Source organism: Microbacterium sp. SL75, from assembly GCF_026625865.1.
In the GTDB taxonomy this organism is placed as follows: domain Bacteria; phylum Actinomycetota; class Actinomycetes; order Actinomycetales; family Microbacteriaceae; genus Microbacterium.
In genome coordinates, this window is record NZ_CP113067.1 from 403,601 (window position 1) to 424,240 (window position 20,640).

At 70.2% G+C, this 20,640-nt stretch carries 21 protein-coding genes and 1 pseudogene; 9 read left to right on the forward strand and 13 right to left on the reverse strand.

Features of this window, described 5'->3' with window-relative positions; translation table 11 throughout:
• Window positions 1-131: 131 nt before the first annotated feature.
• A complete protein-coding gene (locus tag OVA17_RS01840; protein WP_267787792.1) occupies window positions 132-584 on the forward strand; it encodes an SRPBCC family protein in 453 nt (150 codons plus the stop codon).
• Between the two features lie 65 nt (window positions 585-649).
• On the opposite strand, the gene OVA17_RS01845 is transcribed toward OVA17_RS01840, so the two are convergent.
• Complete coding sequence (locus OVA17_RS01845; protein ID WP_267787793.1) at window positions 650-1,642, reverse strand: aldo/keto reductase; 993 nt, start codon at window positions 1,640-1,642, stop codon at window positions 650-652.
• A 124-nt stretch (window positions 1,643-1,766) separates the two neighbouring features.
• On the opposite strand from OVA17_RS01845, the gene OVA17_RS01850 reads away from it, so the two are divergent.
• Entirely contained in the window at window positions 1,767-2,249 is a 483-nt protein-coding gene (locus OVA17_RS01850; protein WP_267787795.1) for a hypothetical protein, read from the forward strand.
• Window positions 2,250-2,310: 61 nt separating this feature from the next.
• Here the strand turns inward: OVA17_RS01850 and OVA17_RS01855 are convergent, their stop codons facing one another.
• The 3 genes from OVA17_RS01855 to OVA17_RS01865 form a co-directional block, all read right to left on the reverse strand.
• Entirely contained in the window at window positions 2,311-3,639 is a 1,329-nt protein-coding gene (locus OVA17_RS01855) for a Cpe/LpqF family protein (RefSeq protein WP_267787797.1), read from the reverse strand.
• Window positions 3,640-3,690: 51 nt separating this feature from the next.
• On the reverse strand, window positions 3,691-5,130 hold the full coding sequence (locus OVA17_RS01860; RefSeq protein ID WP_420712427.1) for a PepSY-associated TM helix domain-containing protein: 1,440 nt from the start codon (window positions 5,128-5,130) through the stop codon (window positions 3,691-3,693).
• 270 nt (window positions 5,131-5,400) lie between these two features.
• The gene (locus tag OVA17_RS01865; protein WP_267787798.1) at window positions 5,401-6,000 is read right to left on the reverse strand and encodes a hypothetical protein; all 600 of its coding nucleotides are present in this window, start codon (window positions 5,998-6,000) and stop codon (window positions 5,401-5,403) included.
• A 195-nt stretch (window positions 6,001-6,195) separates the two neighbouring features.
• Between OVA17_RS01865 and OVA17_RS01870 the strand changes: the two are divergent.
• Window positions 6,196-7,200, forward strand: a pseudogene (locus OVA17_RS01870) (epimerase).
• An 84-nt stretch (window positions 7,201-7,284) separates the two neighbouring features.
• On the opposite strand, the gene OVA17_RS01875 reads toward OVA17_RS01870, so the two are convergent.
• A complete protein-coding gene (locus tag OVA17_RS01875) occupies window positions 7,285-7,443 on the reverse strand; it encodes a hypothetical protein (RefSeq protein WP_210073487.1) in 159 nt (52 codons plus the stop codon).
• Window positions 7,444-7,586: 143 nt separating this feature from the next.
• Here OVA17_RS01875 and OVA17_RS01880 point away from each other — a divergent pair, with 143 nt between their 5' ends.
• Window positions 7,587-7,859 (forward strand): hypothetical protein, encoded by a 273-nt coding sequence (locus OVA17_RS01880; protein WP_210073484.1) that lies wholly within the window; start codon window positions 7,587-7,589, stop codon window positions 7,857-7,859.
• 4 nt (window positions 7,860-7,863) lie between these two features.
• Here OVA17_RS01880 and OVA17_RS01885 read toward each other — a convergent pair whose 3' ends face one another.
• Window positions 7,864-8,793 (reverse strand): helix-turn-helix transcriptional regulator, encoded by a 930-nt coding sequence (locus OVA17_RS01885; RefSeq protein ID WP_267787800.1) that lies wholly within the window; start codon window positions 8,791-8,793, stop codon window positions 7,864-7,866.
• An 83-nt stretch (window positions 8,794-8,876) separates the two neighbouring features.
• Here OVA17_RS01885 and OVA17_RS01890 point away from each other — a divergent pair, with 83 nt between their 5' ends.
• Window positions 8,877-9,338 (forward strand): GNAT family N-acetyltransferase, encoded by a 462-nt coding sequence (locus tag OVA17_RS01890; RefSeq protein WP_267787802.1) that lies wholly within the window; start codon window positions 8,877-8,879, stop codon window positions 9,336-9,338.
• A gap of 78 nt (window positions 9,339-9,416) precedes the next feature.
• On the opposite strand, the gene OVA17_RS01895 is transcribed toward OVA17_RS01890, so the two are convergent.
• Both OVA17_RS01895 and OVA17_RS01900 read right to left on the reverse strand, forming a co-directional pair.
• Entirely contained in the window at window positions 9,417-10,310 is an 894-nt protein-coding gene (locus tag OVA17_RS01895; RefSeq protein WP_267787803.1) for an SDR family oxidoreductase, read from the reverse strand.
• A 53-nt stretch (window positions 10,311-10,363) separates the two neighbouring features.
• A complete protein-coding gene (locus OVA17_RS01900; RefSeq protein WP_267787804.1) occupies window positions 10,364-12,169 on the reverse strand; it encodes a glycoside hydrolase family 15 protein in 1,806 nt (601 codons plus the stop codon).
• Window positions 12,170-12,339: 170 nt separating this feature from the next.
• Here OVA17_RS01900 and OVA17_RS01905 point away from each other — a divergent pair, with 170 nt between their 5' ends.
• Window positions 12,340-12,900, forward strand: a complete 561-nt coding sequence (locus tag OVA17_RS01905) for a Dps family protein (RefSeq protein WP_103206025.1) — start codon at window positions 12,340-12,342, stop codon at window positions 12,898-12,900.
• Between the two features lie 99 nt (window positions 12,901-12,999).
• Here OVA17_RS01905 and OVA17_RS01910 read toward each other — a convergent pair whose 3' ends face one another.
• The 3 genes from OVA17_RS01910 to OVA17_RS01920 form a co-directional block, all read right to left on the reverse strand.
• Complete coding sequence (locus OVA17_RS01910; protein ID WP_267787805.1) at window positions 13,000-13,305, reverse strand: response regulator; 306 nt, start codon at window positions 13,303-13,305, stop codon at window positions 13,000-13,002.
• Window positions 13,306-13,419: 114 nt separating this feature from the next.
• Window positions 13,420-15,951 (reverse strand): DEAD/DEAH box helicase, encoded by a 2,532-nt coding sequence (locus tag OVA17_RS01915; RefSeq protein ID WP_267787807.1) that lies wholly within the window; start codon window positions 15,949-15,951, stop codon window positions 13,420-13,422.
• A 63-nt stretch (window positions 15,952-16,014) separates the two neighbouring features.
• On the reverse strand, window positions 16,015-16,764 hold the full coding sequence (locus tag OVA17_RS01920) for a hypothetical protein (RefSeq protein ID WP_267787808.1): 750 nt from the start codon (window positions 16,762-16,764) through the stop codon (window positions 16,015-16,017).
• A gap of 90 nt (window positions 16,765-16,854) precedes the next feature.
• On the opposite strand from OVA17_RS01920, the gene OVA17_RS01925 reads away from it, so the two are divergent.
• Together OVA17_RS01925 and OVA17_RS01930 are read left to right on the forward strand one after the other, a co-directional pair.
• Window positions 16,855-17,889: an LLM class flavin-dependent oxidoreductase gene (locus tag OVA17_RS01925; protein WP_267787810.1), complete on the forward strand. Its 1,035-nt coding sequence runs from the start codon at window positions 16,855-16,857 to the stop codon at window positions 17,887-17,889.
• A gap of 84 nt (window positions 17,890-17,973) precedes the next feature.
• Window positions 17,974-18,438, forward strand: coding sequence for a GNAT family N-acetyltransferase (locus OVA17_RS01930; protein ID WP_267787812.1), 465 nt, complete (start codon window positions 17,974-17,976; stop codon window positions 18,436-18,438).
• 15 nt (window positions 18,439-18,453) lie between these two features.
• On the opposite strand, the gene OVA17_RS01935 is transcribed toward OVA17_RS01930, so the two are convergent.
• Entirely contained in the window at window positions 18,454-18,945 is a 492-nt protein-coding gene (locus OVA17_RS01935; protein ID WP_267787814.1) for a hypothetical protein, read from the reverse strand.
• A 29-nt stretch (window positions 18,946-18,974) separates the two neighbouring features.
• The gene (locus OVA17_RS01940; protein WP_210073439.1) at window positions 18,975-19,259 is read right to left on the reverse strand and encodes a hypothetical protein; all 285 of its coding nucleotides are present in this window, start codon (window positions 19,257-19,259) and stop codon (window positions 18,975-18,977) included.
• A gap of 211 nt (window positions 19,260-19,470) precedes the next feature.
• Between OVA17_RS01940 and OVA17_RS16370 the strand changes: the two genes are divergently transcribed.
• The gene (locus OVA17_RS16370; RefSeq protein ID WP_324289906.1) at window positions 19,471-20,637 is read left to right on the forward strand and encodes a GNAT family N-acetyltransferase; all 1,167 of its coding nucleotides are present in this window, start codon (window positions 19,471-19,473) and stop codon (window positions 20,635-20,637) included.
• Window positions 20,638-20,640: the final 3 nt, after the last annotated feature.

A 20,640-nucleotide genomic window follows, 5' to 3' on the forward strand; every position in this document is an offset into this window, starting at 1 on the left:
GGGCGGATGACGCGACGACCTCTCGCCCACGCGTATAGGGCACGAAGGCTCATCCCTCAACCCCGGGGGCGGGTCGGCGGCATCGGTCGAAGCTGGGGGAAGCCCCGGAAACCACACGAAAAGAGGACAGCATGGCACAGGTCATCGAAACCATCGACGTCAACGTTCCCGTCCGCGTCGCGTACAACCAGTGGACGCAGTTCGAGGAGTTCCCGCACTTCATGAGCTTCGTGGAGTCCATCACGCAGAAGAGCGACACCCTCACGCACTGGAAGGTCAAGATCGCCGGTGCCGAGCGCGAGTTCGACGCCGAGATCACCGAGCAGCACCCCGACGAGCGCGTCGCGTGGAACAGCGTGGGGGGCGACGAGAACCACGCCGGTGTCGTGACCTTCCACCGTCTTTCTGACGACGAGACGCGCGTCACGGTCCAGATCGACTGGGCGCCCGCCGGTGTCCTCGAGAAGCTCGGGGCCGCCTTCGGCGCCGACGACCACTCGGTCAAGAAGGACCTCGAGAACTTCAAGAAGTACATCGAGTCGCGCGGCGCCGAATCCGGAGCGTGGCGCGGCGACGTCAGCTGACGTCCTCCGACGACAGAAGCCGGGTCCGTCCGCGAGGGACGGGCCCGGCTTCTGTCATGTGCGCGTCACCACTGCGGGTGGATCTCCGCCCGCAGACGACGGTCGTAGACGTCGCGAACCAGGGTGTCGAAGGCACCGAGGTCGAAGCCGCCCTCGAGCAGCTCGGCTGCCTGGGCGTTGGCCGTCGCCTGTTCGACCGAGCGTGCTCCCGGGATCACCGAGGTGACACCCTCGCGCGAGGCGATCCACGCGAGAGTCGCGGCCGGCAGCGTCACGCCCTCGGGGAGCGATGCCTTCAGCTCATCGGCCGCGGCGACGCCCTCGTCGAAGGGAACGCCCGAGAACGTCTCGCCCTTGTCGAAGGCCTCGCCGTTGCGGTTGTACGAACGGTGGTCGTTCTCCTCGAACGTGGTGTTGCGCGTGTATCTGCCCGACAGCAGGCCGCTGGCCAGCGGCACACGCGCGAACACCGCGACGTTCTTCTCGGCCGCGAGCGGCAGCACCTCGTCGAGCGGCTTGAGGCGGAACGGATTGAAGATGATCTGCAGGTTGGTGAGGTTCGACCGCTTCAGCGCCGACAGGGCCTGATCCATCGTCTCGACCGAGGCGCCGTAGGCGGCGATCACGCCCTCCGACACGAGCTGGTCGAGAGCGTCCCACGTGGCGTCGTCGTCGATGACGGCCGACGGCGGGCAGTGCAGCTGGACGAGGTCGAGCGTCTCGGTGTCGAGCAGACGCCGCGAGCGGTCGAGCCAGCCGCGGAAGTTCTCCATGACGTAGTTCTCGGGAACCTGGTCTTCGCGGCGGCCCATCTTGGTCGCCACGGTGATGTCGTCGGACCCCCGGTCCTTCAAGAACGCGCCGATGATCTGCTCGGATCGACCGTCTCCGTAGACGTCGGCGGTGTCGAAGAGGGTGACTCCGGCCTCTGCCGAAGCCGCCAGGACGGCGCGCGCGTCGTCTTCGCTGACATCGCCCCAGTCGGCGCCGAGTTGCCAGGTACCGAGACCGATGGCCGAGACCTGACGGCCGGTTCTAGAGAGAGGGCGCTGCTGCATTGCGGTTTCCTTTCGACGCGTGATCCGAGCCTAGCCAGCCCCCTGGCATCGCGGGCCGCGTCAACCCCGTCCGGCCGCGACCGCGGCGCGCCTAGCGTGGCGGAACACCCACGGAAGGAACACCATGGACATCCCCGCCGACCGACTCCCCGGAGCCGACGAAGAGAACCTCGTCCCCGAATCCGACGGCCTCGCCGCCGATGTCCCCGCGGGTGCCGCCGGTGCGGACTCCGGCGCCGTGGGCACGGCCCGTATCGACCCCGACGACGAGGCGCGCCTCCAGGGCATCTCGAGCCAGAACGACCTTCCCGGCGTCGGCACGCGTGCCGCCGACGGCATGACCGAGCGCGGAACCGACGAGGCCCGTCGCGAGGGTGGATCCACCTCGCGCCACACCGAGGACACCGGCCGCCCCGAGCCTCAGCCGCACGACGACACGCAAGACGGGGCGATCCGCACTCCCGCCTCCCCGCCGCGGTCGAAGGACGGCGGCGAGCCGCATGTCGACGGCGACGACCCCATCGCGAGATTCCAGCCGGGCGTCGGACGCGACTCGGCCGCGTCGAGCAAGATCGCGCAGAGCCTGCCCCACCCCGACGACGCCTGACGCGCGCCTCGACGATCCGCGCACCCCGTGCCTCTCGCGCGGGGTGCGCGGATCGGTCGTCTCAGTGGGCGAGGCGCAGGGCGTCCTGAGCCAGGTGGAAGAAGTCGCTCATCGCCCCCGTGACCGCCTGAGCGTCGTCGTCCGACAGGAGCCACACCACGGTCGCCTCGCGATCGCCGTCGCGCGCGAACCAGCTGCCCGTCAGCACACCGAGGCTCGACCCGCCCTTGAAGGCGGCGTACGGCCACGTTCCGAGATCGAGCCCCTGCCCGGGGTTCTCGCTCAGGATGCCGAGCACCTCGGCATCCTGCGTCTGCTGCAGCGCGCGGTGGACGGCGGCGATGTCGTTCGCACTGGCGAACCAGTCGAATCCGTCCTGCCACACGGGGGTGGTGACGTCGGCGACCTCCACGGCGAGGGGCGCCGCGTCGATGCGGTCGAGTACGGCGCGTTTTCCCGCGTCGTCGGCGGCGGCCCACTCGGCCCGCAGCGAGGCGTCGCCCCAGCCGAGGGTGAACAGCTCCTTGGTCGAGAGGAAGGGCGAGAGCACGGACGGGTCGCTGTGACCCGACCGCACCACCGCCGCCTCCACGCGCTCGCGCCCGAGCCGCGTGATCAGCAGATCGGTCGCGGTGTTGTCGCTGATGCGGATCATCGCGGAGGCTGCGTCCCGCACCGACACCTCGGTCCCGGTGGGCGCGGTCTGCAGCTCGCCGGAGGGGAGGCTCCGGTCGGTGTCACGGAGGACGAGCTTCTCGTCCCACGACAGGTCGCCGGAGGCCACGGCATCCGCCACCGCCAGAAGCACGTACAGCTTGAAGCCCGAGGCGAGAGGGGCCAACCGGTTCGCATCGACGGCGAGCGCCTCCTCGTCCCCGCGAAGCACGAGGGCGCTGACCTCGCCCGGGAGGTCGGCGAGGCGCTGCTCGACCTCGTCGAGAGAGGTCGAGGGGGTCCACGGCTTCGCCACGGGGCCGAAGACCATCCCGGTGATGCGGCTCGCGCCGTCGATCGTGAGCGAGAGATCGAAGGGGTCGCCGAGGGCGCCCGCGAGGGTCGCCACCGCCTGGGTCTCGGTGCCCTGGTAGGCCGTGACGGTGAACGGGGCGGCCGGTCGCAACTGACGGTTGACGAGCTCGGCGACCTGCTCCGCCGGAACCTGCGCGAGGAAGCTCTCATGCAGGACGCGGGCCCACTCGCCGGGGGTGGTGTCGGCCTCGGCCTCCAGCTTGTCGATGATCCACGTCACGCGCTCCCCGACGGGGGTGTTCGGAACGTCGACGGATGCCGCCGGGCTCGCGGGCGTATCCGGTGCCGCGCTGGCGCAAGCGGTGAGGGCCGCGACGGCGGCGGCGGAGAGGACGGCGGCGAGGCGGCGGGCGAGAGTCACGGGGTTCCTTCCGGGGGGAGAGAATCCCACGCTACGCACGCCGCCTCGTCGTCACCTCCCTCTCGAGAGGGATCTCAGGGTGCGCCGCGCACGCCACCCCATCACCACGTCGACCAGCACGAACACCGCGAGCGTGTACCCGACCAGCGGCAGCACCAACCCGATCGCCACCGACGCGACCAGCACCGCCCCGGTCCCCCACCACGGTGCCAGGCGCAGCACGCCGCGGGCGGGGGCGCCCGTGGCTCCTCCCGTCGGACGACGCTTCCACCACATCAAGTACCCCAGCACCACGAGAGCGGCGATGCCGATCGCGAGAGCGAACAGCACGAGCTGGTTCGCCAGGCCGAACATGGTTCCCATGTGCAGATCGACGCCCCAGCGCGAGAGCTTGGCCAGCAGCGGGTAATCGGCGAACTCGACCCGGTCGGTCACCCGCAGGGTCGATGGGTCGACGGCCACGGCATCCACCTCGGTCGGGAAACTCCGGTGGATCTCCTGCACGACCCAGGCCTTGCCCGCGGACGCGGGAGGGCGGATCTCGAGGTCGCCGGAGTTCACGTTCGCGTCTCGGGCCACGGCCCACACCGCGTCGAAGGTCGCAGGATCCGCGGACGGCGCACCCGACGAATGCCCGCCGCCGTGGTGCGCGTGCTCGCCTCCGGCCGCGGCCGCCCCGTCGAGGGTGGTGGTGAGGGCGGGAGTTCCCCCACCCACGAGGGTGCGAAGCTCGGCCACGTTCGCGCCCGCGAACGTCGACCACGTGATGCCCGTGGCCGACAGGAACAGCGCCCCGACCACGACCCAGATGCCCACGGCCGAATGCCAGCCCGACAGACGCCGGTAACCCGTGTGCCGTCGGTTCGGTCGCAGCAGATCGCGGCGCCCCCGGCGGCTGCGCACGAAGCGTCCGATCCAGAGTCCCAGTCCCGCCAGCGCCACGATCCCGAGCCAGGATGCCGCGAGCTCGCTGTACCAGCGACCGACGTCTCCGAGGTGCAGCGAGCGGTGCAGGTCGCTGATCCAATGCCGCAACGGCAGCGCACCGCTCGTGCCGTAGGCCGGCAGGTCGCCGCGGATCTCGGTGGTGGCGGGGTCGACGAAGATCGCCCTCGTCGTGCTCTCGGGCAAGGTGTCGTCGGCGAACATCACGCGCGTGGTCGCCCCGGCCTGGGGTGCCGGACGCACGGCGACGGGAGTCGCCCCGCCGCCGACGTACTGCTCCGCGGCCGACACCTGTTCGGCGAGCGGTACCGCCGGCGCCGTCGTGGCCGCGGTGAGCTCGTGCGCGTACAGGGTGCTCTCGAGGGTCGGGGTGATCGCATACAGCGCGCCGCTCACCGCCGCGACGAGGATGAACGGCCCCACCAGCAGGCCCGCGAAGAAGTGCAGGCGCCGCAGCAGCGCAGTGAACCACCCGCGAGAGGACGCCCCCGCTGCGGCAGAGGGAGCGGACGGTGTGGCTTTCGGGTCAGCGCCCACGGCGGTCACGCGCGGGCTCCGATCGACGGCGGGGCCGGGATCGGCGTGAGGGGACGAGCAGGAAACATCGAGGTCTCTTTCCGAGCGCAGGATGCGCTCGCGACAGGACGCCGCGCAGTGCGGACGCCGTCGCCCACGGCGGCCCCTCCTCAGGGGCGACGGCGTGGGCCGGAAGGGTGGGACGCGCCCGAAGACACGTCGACGATCGCGCTGATCCGGCGAGGTGCACGGCACAGCGGTCGATCGCTCCACCGCCGCGAGAGGCGGGCGGAGCGAGACTCAGGATGCCGCGAGAGGAGGCCCGCGCCGGTGCGCGGACGAGACCACGAGGGCCGAGTGCGGACGCACCGCGACGACGACGGCGGGCACGGTTCGCCGCACGGACGGTGCCGCAGGAAGGGTCAGCACGACGCGCACCCGCGCGCGGAGCCAGACGACGCTGCGCTCCGCGAGGACGCGCAGGGCTGCGAGCGTCCGCTCGCCCCGGTGCAGGGCCACGGTGGTGGCGACAGCAGCGGCAGCGTGGCCGAGCCACATCACGGCATCCGGGCTCACCGCCGGGAGCGCGGTGCCCGTGAGCACCGGTAGAGCGGAGCCGTGGACGTGCGCCGCGGCGGCCAGGTCGTAGCTGCCGAGCACGAACAGCGTGTGGAACAGCACTTGGCTCACCGCAACGGCCACCGCGAGGCGCCAGGTCGACAGGCGGCGCCCGGCCAACACCGTGCACACGACGAACGACAGAGCGAGCGGCACGGCGACACCGAACAGGCCGGGAATCTCTCCTCCGCCGCTGACGTGCGAGAGCAGAGCGACGAAGGTGGCGACGGATGCCGCGGCGGTGCCGCGCGCTACGCGCGTCGCCCGGGCCTGTCGTCGCATGGAACTCATTGTGTCAGGCGCGGGCGCCCGAGCCGGACGGGTGTCGCCGGCCGGAGAGGAGATACCCCCCCCCGGTGGTCAGAGCGACGACGAGCCGACGACGGCGAGATACCTCGCGTTCGCGTTGCCCATCACCAGACCCGCCGCGACGAAGCCCGCCCCTAGGCTGAAACCCACCCAGGCCAGGAGGATGCCGTGACCCCACCCCGTGTCGTGATCGCCGGCGCAAGCGGTTTCATCGGCCACGCGCTCGTCGACGCCTTTCGCGCGGACGGCTACGAGGTGGCGACGGTGGGACGGACCGGAGACGCCGTGTGGACGGACGCGGACGCGATCGCGCAGCGGGTCGATGGAGCCGACGTGCTGATCAACCTCGCGGGCAAGATCGTGTCGTGCCGGTACACCGACGCGAATCGCGACGAGATCCTGCGCTCCAGAGTCGACACCACCCGCGCGCTCCGCGACGCCGTCGCGACCGCGGAGCACCCTCCCCGGGTCTGGATGAACGCGTCGACCGCGACCCTGTATCGGCACGAAACCGAGCGGGGCAACGACGAGATGGACGGCGTCACGGGCGAGGGCTTCTCGGTCGACGTGGCGACCAACTGGGAACGCGCCCTGTTCGAGGGGGACCTCCCCTCCACGCGCCGCGTGGCCCTGCGCATGGCGATCGTGTTCGGCGACGGGCCGGCGACCCGAATCCTCCTGGCCCTCGCGCGACTCGGTCTCGGCGGCCCCCAGATCGACAGCTGGTGGTTCCCGCACCGTCGCTACCGCGGAATCGGCCCCCGTCCCACGGGCCCCGTGCGCTCGAGCTGGAGCAGGACATCGGGGCGACAGCGCTTCAGCTGGATCCACATCGACGATGTGGTGGCATCCGTCCGCTTCATCCGCGACCACGACGAGATCGCCGGGCCGGTCAACCTCTCGGCTCCCGGCGTCACCGACAACCGCACGCTCATGCGCGAGCTGCGCCGCGTCGCCCGCGCTCCCTTCGGGCTGCCGGCTTTCCGGTAGATGCTCGACCCGGCGATGGCGGTGCTGCGCAACGAGCCCGAGCTCGTGCTCAAGAGCAGGTGGGCGGTGCCCCGGGTGCTGACGGAGGCGGGGTTCTCGTTCCGGTACCCGCAGATCGGCCCGGCTCTCGACGCCGTCGTGACGGTGCGGCCCGCTCGGGCGCGCGACCTCTTCTCACGCTGACTACCGGAACGCACGCCGCCCCCGCACCGACGGAGGTGTCGGACGGGGGCGGCGTCGAACGATCCCGCGAGGGGGGACCGGAGGTCAGACCTGACGGCGGATGAAACGCATGAGCGCGGCGACGATCCCGATGATGAGGATGATCACACCGATCCACAGCAGGAACTTCACGGCCTCGACGAAGATGCCGAGGAACAGGAGCACGAGGCCCACGATGACGAGGATGATGGCGAGAGCTGGCATGGGCCCCACTCTGCTCCGATATCGGGCCCCGCTCCCCGGCCTTGACAGGGCGAGCGGCCCGCGACACTGCGCGTGTCAAGACCGCTCTGGGCTCGGCATCCGGGGTCTAACGTCGGGGACACCAACCAACCCAGGAGGCGGCAATGGCCGAGCGCGACGTCAACGGACACGACTCAGGACACGGCACCGGGCCCACGGAGGGCGAGTACACCGACGTACAGTTGCCCGACGGCACCGCCGACCGCGGGAGCTCCGACCTCGCCGGTGAGTACGTCGACCGCGAGAACGCCGACGGGAGCGAATCGCGGCCCCGCTCCGACGAGGCCGGCGCCTACACCGACGTCGAGCGGCCCAGCGGCCGCGAGGCGCGCGAGAACGTCGACGACCCCGGCGAGTACACCGACCGCGATCGCTGAGACGTCAGCGTTCGAGCGTGCGACGCGGGTCGGCCCGGTACGCGCGGTGATAGGCGTCGACGAAGGCCGCGGCGTCGGTGAATCCCCATCGGGCGGCGATCTCGCCGACGCTGACGCGGGTGGGATCGGCATCGACCAGATCGGTGTGCGCCGCGCTCAGCCGGGCGGCGGAGAGGTAGTCCTCGGGCGTCGCGCTGAGCTGGGCGTTCGCGACGAACGCCCGACGCAGGCCCGCGACCGAGGTCCCCACGGCGCGGGCGACGTCGTCGATGGTGACCGGCAGCGAGGCGTGGTCGTCGATCCACGACGCCGCCGAGGTGTAGATCGACGCCTGCTCGATCGCCGACGCCCGGCGCTCGCGGGGGTCGCCGACGAGAGGGAAGGCTTCGAGGGTCGCGGTCGCCAGAGTGCGGCGCACGTGGGCGCGCACCAGCGGCTCGTTCAGCAGAGGCACCTGCGTGAGCGACCAGCGCACCGTCGCGAGCCAGTGGTCACGCAGGCGGCGCGACACGGGAGCCGTGCCGGCGAAGCGCACGGCGAGTTCGTCGTCGCCGTAGATCGCCCGCGCCGTGTCGGTCAGCCAGCCGGTATCGAAGGCGATCAGGCGCAGGTCGGTGTCGTCCGGGCGACCGATCAGTTCGTGGCCCGGCTGCACCAGGCCCGGCTCCACGCTGTACTCCCCCGTCTCGGACCCGATCGTCCATGCGTATCCCGGCGTCGATGTCGCGAAGTAGAACCGGTCCGCCTCGAAGACCACCTCGGCGCGGCACTGCCAGATCAGCCGGCGCATCGAGAACGCGGTGTCGCCGACGGCGTGCTCCGCGAAGGTGCCGCGATCCGCTTGCACATCGACCTGCCCGTACTGCGCTTGCAGCCAGGCTTGCGTTTCGGCGACGTCACTCGTGCGGACGCTGGTGTCGAAGAATTCGTTCATGAAGAGGGGCGTCGACCGCCGGAAAGGCGGGGCGCTCCTGCTCATGATAGTTATCCCGAAGCCTCCCCCTCGAAAGGACCCCGATGGCCGATTCTGCCTCCATCCGCCCCATCGATACCGACGACGCGGGTGAGGTGTTGACCATCCAACGCGCCGCTTTCGCGAGCGAGGCGCTCATCTACGGCGATGCCGACATGCCTCCGCTGACGCAGACCCTCGAGGAGCTGCGCGCGGAGCTCGTCGAGAACCTCGGATGCGTCGCCGTCACGGATCGTCGCATCGTGGGGGCCGTTCGCGCTCGTCTCGACGGCGAGCTGCTGCTCATCGGTCGTCTCGCCATCGCTCCCGACCAGCAGGGCGAAGGCCTCGGCACGCTGTTGCTCGCCGCCGTCGAGGACCGCGGCCGCAAAGCGGGAGCCACCGAGGCCGAGCTGTTCACCGGCGCACTCAGCGAGGCCAACCAGCGTCTGTACGAGCGCGAGGGGTACCACCGCTCCGAAGAGACCGCCGACGGCGAGATCTTCTACCGCAAAGCGCTGCGCTGATCGCCCGCCCGTGCCTTGAGACCGCGGATGCCGAGGGGCCGCCGCCCGAATCCGGACGACGGCCCCCTCGCGTTCCGCTTACGGCGTGGGCATGCCGCCGTTGACGTTCAGCGTCTCGCCGATGACGTAGCTCGACTCCGCCGAGGCGAGGTAGACGTACGCCGGCGCGAGCTCGGCCGGCTGACCCATGCGTCCGAGCGGGGTCTCCTCGCCGAACTCGTCGACCTTCTCGTCGGGCTGGCCGTCGGTCACCTGCAGCGGCGTCCAGATCGGACCGGGAGCCACCGCGTTCACGCGGATGCCCTTCGGGGCGAGCTGCTGGCCGAGAGCCTTGGTGAAGGTGTTGATGGTCGCCTTGGTCGAGGCGTAGTCGACGAGGATCGGCGCCGGAGAGTAGGCCTGGATCGACGTGGTGTTGATGATGGTGGAGCCGGGCCGGAGATGCGGCACCGCCTCTTTGCAGATCCAGAACATCGCGTAGACGTTGGTCTTGAAGGTGTCGTCGAACTGCTCGTCCGACAGCGTGGTGATGTCCTCGTTGAAGATCTGCTTGCCGCCGTTGTTGACGACGATGTCGAGCCCGCCGAGCCCCTCGACCGCTTCCGCGACCAGGGTCTTGGCATACTCGCGCTCCCGCAGGTCGCCCGGGATCTGAACGACGGTCGCGCCCGCCTCGCGGAGGATCCCGGCGATGCGGTCGGCATCCACCTTCTCCTCCGGCAGGTAGGACATCGCGACCGAGGCGCCCTCGCGGGCGAAGGCGATCGCGGTGGCCGCACCGATGCCCGAGTCGGCTCCGGTGATGAGGGCCTTACGCCCCTCGAGACGTCCGCTGCCCGCGTAGGTGTCCTCGCCGAGCGCGGCCTTGGGCGTCAACTCGGCGTCGAGGCCGGGCTCTGTCTGATCCTGCGACTGCGGGTCGATATCGGCGTAGAGCTTCGCCGGGTCGGTGAAGGTGTACTGCGTGCTCATGGCGAGTCCTTTCAGAGGGGATGGATGCCGGGACGGGGCGCCCCGGCGGAGGTTCAGCGGTCGCCGAGCTCGGCGTCGTCGATGAGCTCGCGGATGACGAGGGCGGCATTGATGAGGGCGAGGTGGCTGAGCGCTTGCGGCATGTTGCCCCAGAACGCCCCGTCGGCTTCGGCGATCATCTCGGAGTAGATGCCCACGTCGTTGCCCTGGGCGACGAGCGCGTCCATCGCCTCGATGGCCTCGTCATGACGGCCGACGCACGCGAGAGCGGTCGCCCGCCAGAAGGCGCAGGCGACGAAGGTCTGTTCCTCCTGGTCCATGCCGGTGTACCGGTAGACGAGGTGGTTCTCGGTCGTGAGTCGTTCGGTGATGGCATCCAGCGTCTTCGACATACGCTCTCCCCGGTCGAAGCCGGTGGGAGCGTGCAGCAGCACGGATGCATCGAGGTCCTGGCTGCCCGGGGCGATCGTGTACGCCTCGAGCTCCTGCGACCAGCAGTGCTCGTCGACCCACGCGTGGATGCGATCGCGCTCGGCGCGCCAACGGTCGCCGTTGTCGGGGATGTGCCCGCCGCCGGCCAACCACTGCGCGTCGTCGAGAGCCTTCCAGCAGCCCATCTTCGACGAGGTGTAATGCCGCAGCTCGGGCAGTTCCCACATGCCGGAGTCCTCGCGGCGCCACAGGTCGCACGTGCGGTCGGCGACATCGGCGAGCAGGCGTCCGGTCTGGATGTCGAGCCGATTGCCCGCCTCGACGTAGGTGCGGCACAGCGCGATGAGGTCGCCGTACACGCCGAGCTGCAGCTGCCCCTGCGCGGGATTGCCGGTGACGACGGGCTGATTGCCGTTCCACCCCGGAACGTCGTGCTTTTCGAGACCGATCTCGGCGTCGCCGTCGAGGGTGTACATCACCTGCACCTCGGGCCCGTTCTTGCGGATCGTCCGCAGCAGCCACGAGATCGCCGCGTGGGTCTCTTCGCGCAGACCGAAGCCGACCCACGCGTGCGCGGTGTAGGCGAGGTCGCGCACCCAGGCGTAGCGGTAGTCCCAGTTCTTGCCACCGCGTGGGTTCTCGGGGAGCGATGTCGTCGCCGCGGCCGCGATCGCACCGGTGGGACTGAACAGCAGGAGCTTGAGAGCGAGCGCGCTGCGCTGCACGTCGTCGGCCCAGGGGCCGTCGTACGAGAACTCATCCGACCACATCGCCCACCCGTCGGCGGTGCGGTCGATCCCGCGGTCGACGTTCTGCGCGTCGGGGATGCGCAGGGGTTCCCCCTCGGTCGCGGCGATCACGAGGAGATGACGCGAACCCTCCGCGGTCGTGAAGCTGCCGTCGATGCTCTCGTTGCCGGCATCCGGTTCACCATGGATGCCGTGTTCGTGGCCGACCACCGCGAGGGAGACGTGCCCGATGCGCATGACCGAGAAGCCGTCGATGCGCTCCGTCCAGGGGGCGGCCGAACGCAGCATCGTGCCCGGTTGCACGCACCAGGCGAACTCGACCTCTCCCGTCACGCCCTCGACGCGGCGCGCGAGCTCCGCCCAGGGCAGCCGGCCCGCGATGCCGGTGACCATCGCGTCCGTGAGGGTTGCGGTACCTGTCTTGGTGGTGAAGGTCGTCTCCAGAACATTCGTCCTCGGGATGTACCGGCGACTCACCTCGTACTCCCCCACGGGCGCCAACCGGATGCACCCGCCCGCGGCCTCGTCGACCAAGTGTGCGAACACCGGCCGCGAGTGGATGTTGGGCAGCGGCAACCAGTCGACGGAGCCGTCGAGACCGATCAGGGCGACGGTACGCCCGTCTCCGATCGCGGCGTAATCGCGCAGCGGTCGGGACGGGGAGGGAGGCGTGGGCACGTTCTCACGCTAGGAATGACGCCCTCCGCTCAGGCCGGGGTTGTCGGATCGGACGGGAGCGGCTACGGACAGGCGTCCGATTACCCCTCCTCCGCCGCACCCGCAACCCCCGTCGGGCGCTCCGGCTTCCCGCCTAACGTCGCTATCGACCGTGAGTGAAAGGAACGCGCATGTCCACCACCACCAAGGACGCCCCCACCAAGAACCGTCGTCGCCCGGCCCGCGGCGGCAGCGGTCCCGAGACCACCGACGAGCAGAACGCCGAGAAGGGCTTCCAGGCCTCGGAGAAGCTGACCGACAGCCTGCAGGCCGTCCTCGTCGACCTGATCGAGCTGTCGATCCAGGGCAAGCAGGCCCACTGGAACGTCGTGGGCAAGAACTTCCGCGACACCCACCTGCAGCTCGACGAGATCATCGACGCCGCCCGTGAGTTCAGCGACGAGATCGCCGAGCGCATGCGTGCCCTGCACGCTCTGCCCGACGGACGCAGCGACACCATCGCCGAGACCACCACCCTGCCGGAGTTCCCCCAGGGCGAGGTCGACACGGCCGAGGTGATCGACCTCATCACCGAGCGTCTCGACGCGACCGTCGGCACCGTCCGCGACGTGCACGATGACGTCGATGACGAAGACCCGACCAGCGCCGACATCCTGCACGGCGTGCTCGAGCGCCTCGAGCAGCTGTCGTGGATGGTCAGCGCCGAGAACCGCGTCGCCCGCAAGTCGTAATCACCGCAGAACACATCGGATGCCGGGGCCTTCGGGCCTCGGCATCCGTCGTTCGTGCGGTGGTTCCGTCCGCGCCACGGCTCACGTCCGCGCGACGGCTCAGCCGCGCGCGATGAGGAACGGCGGGTGCGGGCCTTCGAGGCGGGCGAGACCGAGCTTGACCTCCATGAGAGACGCTCCGACCTCCGCGAAGCGCTCATCGGTGCGGGTTTCCATCCGGTCGAACCGCGCGTCCATCCGGTCGAACCGCGCGTCCATCCGCTCGAAGCGCGCGTCCATTTCCGCGAAGCGGGCATCGGTCCGGTGCTCGACACGGCCGAGCATCCACTTCATCCCGCTCAGGATTGTGACGGACAGCGTCACGACCAGACCGACCGCCGTCGAGAGCAGAGGAAGAGTCTCCATCGGGCAATCCTTTCGGGGTGGGATGCAATGACTGTAGAGCACCGTGCTCCCGCCCCGCGGGGATGACTATCGAACAGTGGAGAACTTCACCCGGGCCGCCCTCGGAAGAAGCGATCAGAGCCGCAGCACCTCGGTCACCCGCACGATCGCGGTGCCCTCCTCCTCGGAGGCGGCGAGGTCGACTTCGGCTCGGATGCGCCAGTCGTGGTCTCCGGCGGGGTCGTCGAGGATCTGCTCGACCCGCCAGACGCCCTCGGCCGCCGAGGACTCGTCGATGACCACGAGGGAAGACGAACGCGCCGCTCCGCCGGTGCCGATCGCGTCGTGCTCGTCGAAGAAGTCGTCGAGCACCCCCGGCCAGTCGACGTCGGGGTCCAGCTCGACCAGCTCGTCGTCGCGCTGCAGCGCCGCCAGCTGCACACGCCGGAACATCTCATTGCGCACGAGCACGACGAAGGCGCGACGATTGGTGAGGATCGACGGCGGCGCGGGCGGCACCACCGGGGCATCCGGGTCGTCCGCGGGGTTGACGAGCTGCTCCCACTCGTCGACCAGGCTCGAGTCGACTTGACGCACCACCTCGCCGAGCCAGGCGATGAGGTCGAGCAGATCGGGTGTCTGCGCATCGACCGGCACCGTCTGGCGGATCGCGCGATACGCGTCGCTGAGGTAGCGCAGCACCAGACCTTCGCTGCGGGCGAGCTGGTACAGCGACACGTACTCGCCGAACGAGCACGCCCGCTCGAACATGTCGCGCACGACGGACTTGGGTGACAGCTCGAAGTCGCGGATCCACGGCTGGCTCGACGCGAACACCTCGTAGGCCTGTGCGAGCAGCTCGTCCAGCGGCTTGGGCCAGGTGATCTGCTCGAGCAGCTCCATACGCTCGTCGTACTCGATGCCCTCGCGCTTCATCGCCGCGACCGCTTCGCCGCGGGCGCGGAACTGCTGCTGCGACAGGATCGGGCGCGGGTCGTCGAGCGTCGCCTCGATGACGCTGACGACGTCGAGCGCGTAGTGGCCGGTGCCGACCGATGACGCCGGGGGCGCGGCATCCGGGCCCCTTCCGAGTTCGACCTCGGGGTCGAGCATCTCGATCGCGGCGAGCGCGAACGGAGACAGCGGCTGGTTGAGGGCGAAGTTCGGCTGCAGATCGACGGTGAGACGGATGCCGTCGGTCCCGGCCTCGACGACCCCCGCCTGAACGAGGGTGCGGAAGATCGCGAGGGCCCGGCGGGCGAGCTCGTACTGGCGGGCGCGAGGCTCGTGGTTGTCGAAGACGAGCGAGCGGACGTTCGCGAAGACGTCTCCGCCGCGCGCGATGACGTTGATGAGCATGGCGGCCGAGAGCTTCATCTGCGGGACGAGCGGCTCGGGCTCGGCCGCGACCAGGCGGTCGTAGCTCTGCTCAGTCCAGTTGACGAAGCCCTGCGGCGCCTTCTTGCGGACGATCTTCTTCTGCTTCTTGAGGTCGTCGCCGGCCTTGAGGATCTGCGCGGCGTTCTCGATCTCGTGGTCGGGGGCCATGACGACGACCGTCCCCGCGGTGTCATAGCCTGCGCGACCGGCGCGGCCGGCGATCTGGTGGAACTCGCGCGCCGAGAGCTGGCGCATGCGCGTGCCGTCGTACTTGGTGAGCGCCGTCATCAGCACGGTGCGAATCGGCACGTTGATGCCGACGCCGAGGGTGTCGGTGCCGCAGATGACCCGCAGCAGCCCGCGCTGCGCGAGAGTCTCGACGAGCCGCCGGTACCGCGGCAGCATGCCGGCGTGGTGCACGCCGATGCCCGCGCGAACGTAGCGCGAGAGGGTCTTGCCGAAGCCGGTCGTGAAGCGGAAGCCGCCGATGGCGTCCGCGATCTCGTCGCGCTGCTCGCGTCCGATGATGCGGATGGACGACAGCGCCTGCGCCCGCTCCATCGCGGCGGCCTGAGAGAAGTGCACGACGTAGATCGGCGCCTGCTTGGTGTCGAGCAGTTCCTGCACCGTCTCGTGCACGGGCGTTCGGGCGTACTCGAAGTGCAGAGGTACCGGTCGTTCGACGCCCGTCACCCGCGCGGTGTTCCGGCCGGTGCGGCGCGTCAGGTCGTCGGCGATGTCCTCGACGTCGCCGAGCGTGGCCGACATGAGGATGAACTGCGCGCGCGTGAGCAACAGCAGTGGCACCTGCCATGCCCAGCCGCGGTCGGCCTCGCCGTAGTAGTGGAACTCGTCCATCACGACCTGGTCGACGTCGGCGTCGGCGCCCTGTCGGAGGGCCAGGTTCGCCAGGATCTCGGCCGTGCAGCAGATGATCGGGGCATCGGAATTCACCGAGGAGTCCCCCGTGACCATGCCCACGTTCTCGGCGCCGAAGATCTCGACGAGGGCGAAGAACTTCTCGCTCACCAGGGCCTTGATCGGCGCCGTGTAATAGGTGCGGCCGCCCCGGGCGAGGGATGCCGCGTGCGCGGCCACCGCGACGAGCGACTTGCCCGTGCCGGTCGGGGTCGACAAGATCACGTTCGCGCCCGACACGATCTCGATCACCGCTTCGTCTTGCGCGGGGTAGAGCGTGAGCCCTCGCGAGGCCGCCCATTCGACGAAGCCCAGGTACACGGCATCCGGATCGGCGCCCACGGGGACGTTCTCGAGAAGGGGGGTCACTCCCCCACCCTCTCATTCAGGGGGCGAGCGCAGCCCGCGACAGGCGAGGGGACGCACGCGGCCTCACCCGCGATCGCTGAAGACCCCGACGTTCTCGCCGTCGAAGACGAACTGCACGCTCGTACCGATCGGGAAGCGCTGGATGAAGGCGTCGGGCATGCCGTCGGCGACGACGAACTGGACCGTGGCGGGGAAGACCCCGGCTCCGCAGCCGCCGTAGACGAAGTTGCCGCGGAAGCCGCGTGTGTCGTCGGTGTCCACCTCGTCGGCGTCGAGCAGGTAGAGACAGGGGTTGCGGTTGTCGGTCGCGTCGGTGGGCGCCCGCCCGGTGAAGGCGGCCACCCCGTAGTAGTTCTCGTAGCCGCGTTCCGCGCCCGTGCGCTCACCGAACACGGCGGGAGCCGAGGAGTCCGGGTCGGGCACGAGCGTGTCGACCTGGGGCGCTCCCGCTGTCGCGGTCACGGGCACGAACGACACGCTCATCGCGGTCGCCGCGCTCGCGAGGGCGGCGACCACGGCCAGTGAGATCGCCCATGCCCACAGGCGGCGCTTCGAGTGCACGAGGGGAGCGCGCTCGCGGGGGATCTCCTCACCGTCCGCGTCTTCGTCCGGGACGGATTCGTCCGGGAGGCGCGAACCGGCCGATGCGGCCGGCGAGGGCGGGGTCGCGGGTGGACGAAGCCGATCCTCGCGCTCGAGGTTCTCGAGTTCGCGCAGGCGCGACACCGCGACCGGGTCGTCGGCGATGTCGGCCTCGGGGCCGTAGGCCCGCGCGCGCAACAGACGCAGCTCCTCACGCACGTCGTCGTCCATATCCAGAATGGTTCCACACCTCCCGAGGGCGGGGGCCGACTCCCGGTATATGCGCGGGAATAGATCGCCGACCACGACGTTGCACCCGGTATGCGCTCCTTCGGCACACTCTCCTTCGGCCATTACGGCCCCCTCGGCGGCGGTCGCCAGCTCACCGCCGGCGACTCGATGCTCCAGGCGATCGACCTCGCCCAGGGCATGGACGACCTTGGGGTCAACGGCGTCTCGTTCCGCGTCCACCACTTCGCCCGCCAGCAGGCGGCTCCCATGCCCCTGCTCGCCGCGATCGCCGCACGCACCTCGCGCATCGAGGTCGGCACCGGCGTCATCGACATGCGATACGAGAACCCCCTCATGCTCGCCGAAGAGGCGGCATCCGTCGACCTCATCAGCGCCAACCGCCTCGCGCTCGGCGTGAGCCGCGGGTCACCCGAGACAGTCGTCCGCGGCTACGAGGCCTTCGGCTACACCGGGTCCGAGGACCCGCGCGGCGGCGACATCGCCCGCGAGCACTTCGACCTGTTCCTCCGCGCGATCGACGGCGAGGGTCTCGCCGAGCGGGACCCGATGAGCCCCTTCGGCGGCGGCACGGGCCTGCAGCGCATCGAGCCGCACTCCCCGGGGCTTCGCAAGCGCATCTGGTGGGGCGCCGGCACCACGGCCACCGCGGAGTGGGCCGGGCGGATCGGCGTGAACCTCATGTCGTCGACGCTGCTCACCGAGGCCGACGGCACGCCCTTCGACCTCCTGCAGGCGCAGCAGCTCGACGCCTTCCGCGCCGCGTGGCGCGAGGCCGGTCACGACGGTGAGCCGCGCACCTCGGTCAGCCGCAGCATCTTCCCCATCGTCACCGCCGAGGATGAGATGTACTTCGGCGGCTCGGCCGGCAGCGACCAGATCGGCGTCATCGACGGCATGCGCTCGACCTTCGGCAAGACGTATGCGGCCACCCCCGACAAGCTCGTGGAGCAGTTGCAGAACGATGCCGCCGTGATGAGCGCCGACACGCTCATGCTGACAATCCCCTCTCAGATGGGCGTGGAGTTCAACCTCCGCCTCGTCGAGAACTTCGCGAAGCACGTCGCCCCCGCCCTCGGATGGCAGTCGACCCTCGCGACGGTCTGAACGACTCCCCGAACGGATCCGGATGCCGACTTGATCGGCATCCGGGTCCGTTCGGCGTTTCGCGCCGAGTCGTACGGTGAGAGGGTGAGCGTCACCATCCGCGAAGCCGTCTTCCCGCGAGACGGCGCGGCCGTCAGCGCCCTCGTCGGGGCGTACCTGCGGCAGACGGAGGCAGAGAAGATCGAACGCGGGCTCGCCGCCGACGCGTTTCCCGAGCGCTACGCGCGGGAGATCGACGACCCGGCGGCGGCATTCGCGGGCCGGCACGCCCTCATCGCCACCGTCGACGGCGCAGATGTCGGGCTCGTCGTCTCGTCGAGCGTGCCCGAAGGAACAGAACTCTCGCGCGTGTGGACCGATCCGCGCGCCCGGGGGCGAGGCGTCGGAACCGCGTTGCTCACGGCTGCGCTCACCGGAGCCGTGCGACCGGTGCGTCTGTCGGTCTGGGATTGGCGTGAGCCCGCGGTGCGGATGTACCGCGCTGCGGGTTTCGAGGTCGTCCCGTCGTGGGACGATCGGCCGGGGCTCATGTGCCTCGAGCTGCGGTGACCCGAACCGCGCTGCTCAGCGCGACGGCGGCACCCGCATCGTGCCGTCGAGCGTCCACCCGTTCTGATCGACGGCGCCCGTGGCATCCGCCTGCTCCGCCTGAGCGTCGGCATACCAGAGGCAGACGAGTCCCCGCTCGCGCCACAGGGCTTGGCGGCTCATCGCGTCCTCGACCATCCAGAACGCTCCGCCTGCGGTTCGACGGCGCAGCTCGGCGAGCCAGGTCGCGTACCCCGGGTCCGGTTCGGAGGCCGCGGCGTGGGGCCGCGCGAGCTCGATGAAGCGGTCGGCCAGGGTCTCGGTCGTCCAGTCGGTGCGTCCGTCCTGGAAGACGTCCTCTCCGCCCGCGCTGGAGTACCTCAGCACGACATTGCTCTCCCGCTCGAGAGGACTGTCGTGCGTCTCGCTCGGTTCGGGAACGAACACGCGGCACCGCCAGTGCCCCGTCGGGTAGAGGTTCGTGTTGATGCGGATCCCCTGCCAGCCGCGCTCGTGAGCGCGCGCCACCGCAGCGACGAGACGAAACGGGACCGGGATCACCGGTAGCCCGTCAGCCCGCGCGAGCGGGCGATGGTCTGCGACACGAGGTACTCGCCCCATGCCACCGCGTACGCGCCGAGAGCGGCCCACACCCACGCGGAGGGCAGGACGCCGATGAGCCCGAGCAACGCCGCGACCGTCAGCACGACGACCACCGCGAGTACCGGCCCGATCGCCCGCGCGCCGATGACACCCGCGCCGGTGCGCCAGATGACCAGCAGAGCTCCCGCCGTCGCGACGAGGAGGATGACGGGGGTGAACCACGGTCCCAGCGCCCCCATGGTGATCGCGGCGCCGACACCGGCAGTGGTGAGGGATGCGGTGCGGAGGGCGCGGATCTGTGTCGGAGAGGGCGAGGCGGCGATGGAGTGCTCCTGGGATGGGGGCGAAGGCGGGGAACCGAACCCGCCGAAGATCGCGGGCGAGGACGGCTTCCCAGGGTACCCGCGCCTCGATCCGCCTCCGCGGGGCGTTCGTGTCTACGGTGGGCACGTGGGCATTTCTCTGACGCGCGTCGACCTCTCGAGTGCGGATGACCGCGCCGCGCTGACGGCGTTCCTCACCTCGAACGTCTTCCCGTTCCATGTGCGCGCGCAGTCGACGGTCGCGCAGATCGAGGACGCCCTTCGCGGCGGCTCGTGGGGTGGAGACGATGTCGACACCTATTGGATCGATGACGAGACCGACGGCCGCGTCGGGGTGATCCGGTTGGAGGATCTGCAGGACGCCACCGCGATGGTCGATCTGCGGCTCGCCGACGGCGCCCGAGGTCGAGGCTTCGGCTCGGCGGCGTTGTCGGCCGCGACCGACCTCGTCTTCTCTCACCACCCCGGCGTCATCCGATTCGAGGGACAGACCCGCGACGACAACGTCGCCATGCGGCGGGTCTTCGAACGATGCGGCTGGGTGCTCGAGGCGCATTACCGCGACGGCTGGCCCGTCGAGGGCGGCGCCCCCCTGGCATCCGTCGCCTACAGCGTTCTGCGCCGCGACTGGGCGAGCGGCGATACGACACCCGTGCCGCGCGGCCCCGAGGTGACGCTCCGCGGCGAGTTGCGCTGCGCCGACGCCACCGAGGCGCAGCGCGTGCGCGCCCATCTCGCCGAGCACATCGCTCTGACACGTGCGGAACCGGGATGCCTCTCTTTCGACGTCGACCCCACCGACACCGACGGCGTCTGGAGCGTGTCGGAGCGCTTCGTCGACGAAGCCGCGTTCGACGCCCACCAGCGCCGCGTCGCCGCGAGCACGTGGGGGCGCGAGACCGCCGGGATCCAGCGCTTCTACGTCATCCACGGGAGGGCACTGGATGCCGACGCCCTCATCGCCACGGCCTGGGCGGCCGAGGAGATGCTTCTGCATCCGGCTGTGCGCTCGAACCCTCGCGAGCTGAACCGGTTGCTCGACCCCGAGTTCGTGGAGGTCGGACAGTCCGGCCGTCGGTGGACGCGAGACGCGATCGTCGCCGCCCTGCGGGAAGAACCGGGAACCGACTCCTCGCCCCTCGTCGAAGAACGAGAAAGTCGGCTCGTCGAACCTGACACGGTCCTCTTGACCTATCTGCTGCGATTCGAGAACCGCGTCAGCCGCCGGTCGTCCCTCTCGCGGTGCGACCCCGCACCGCGTTGCCTGTTCCACCAGGGGACGCCGGTCGTCTGAGGC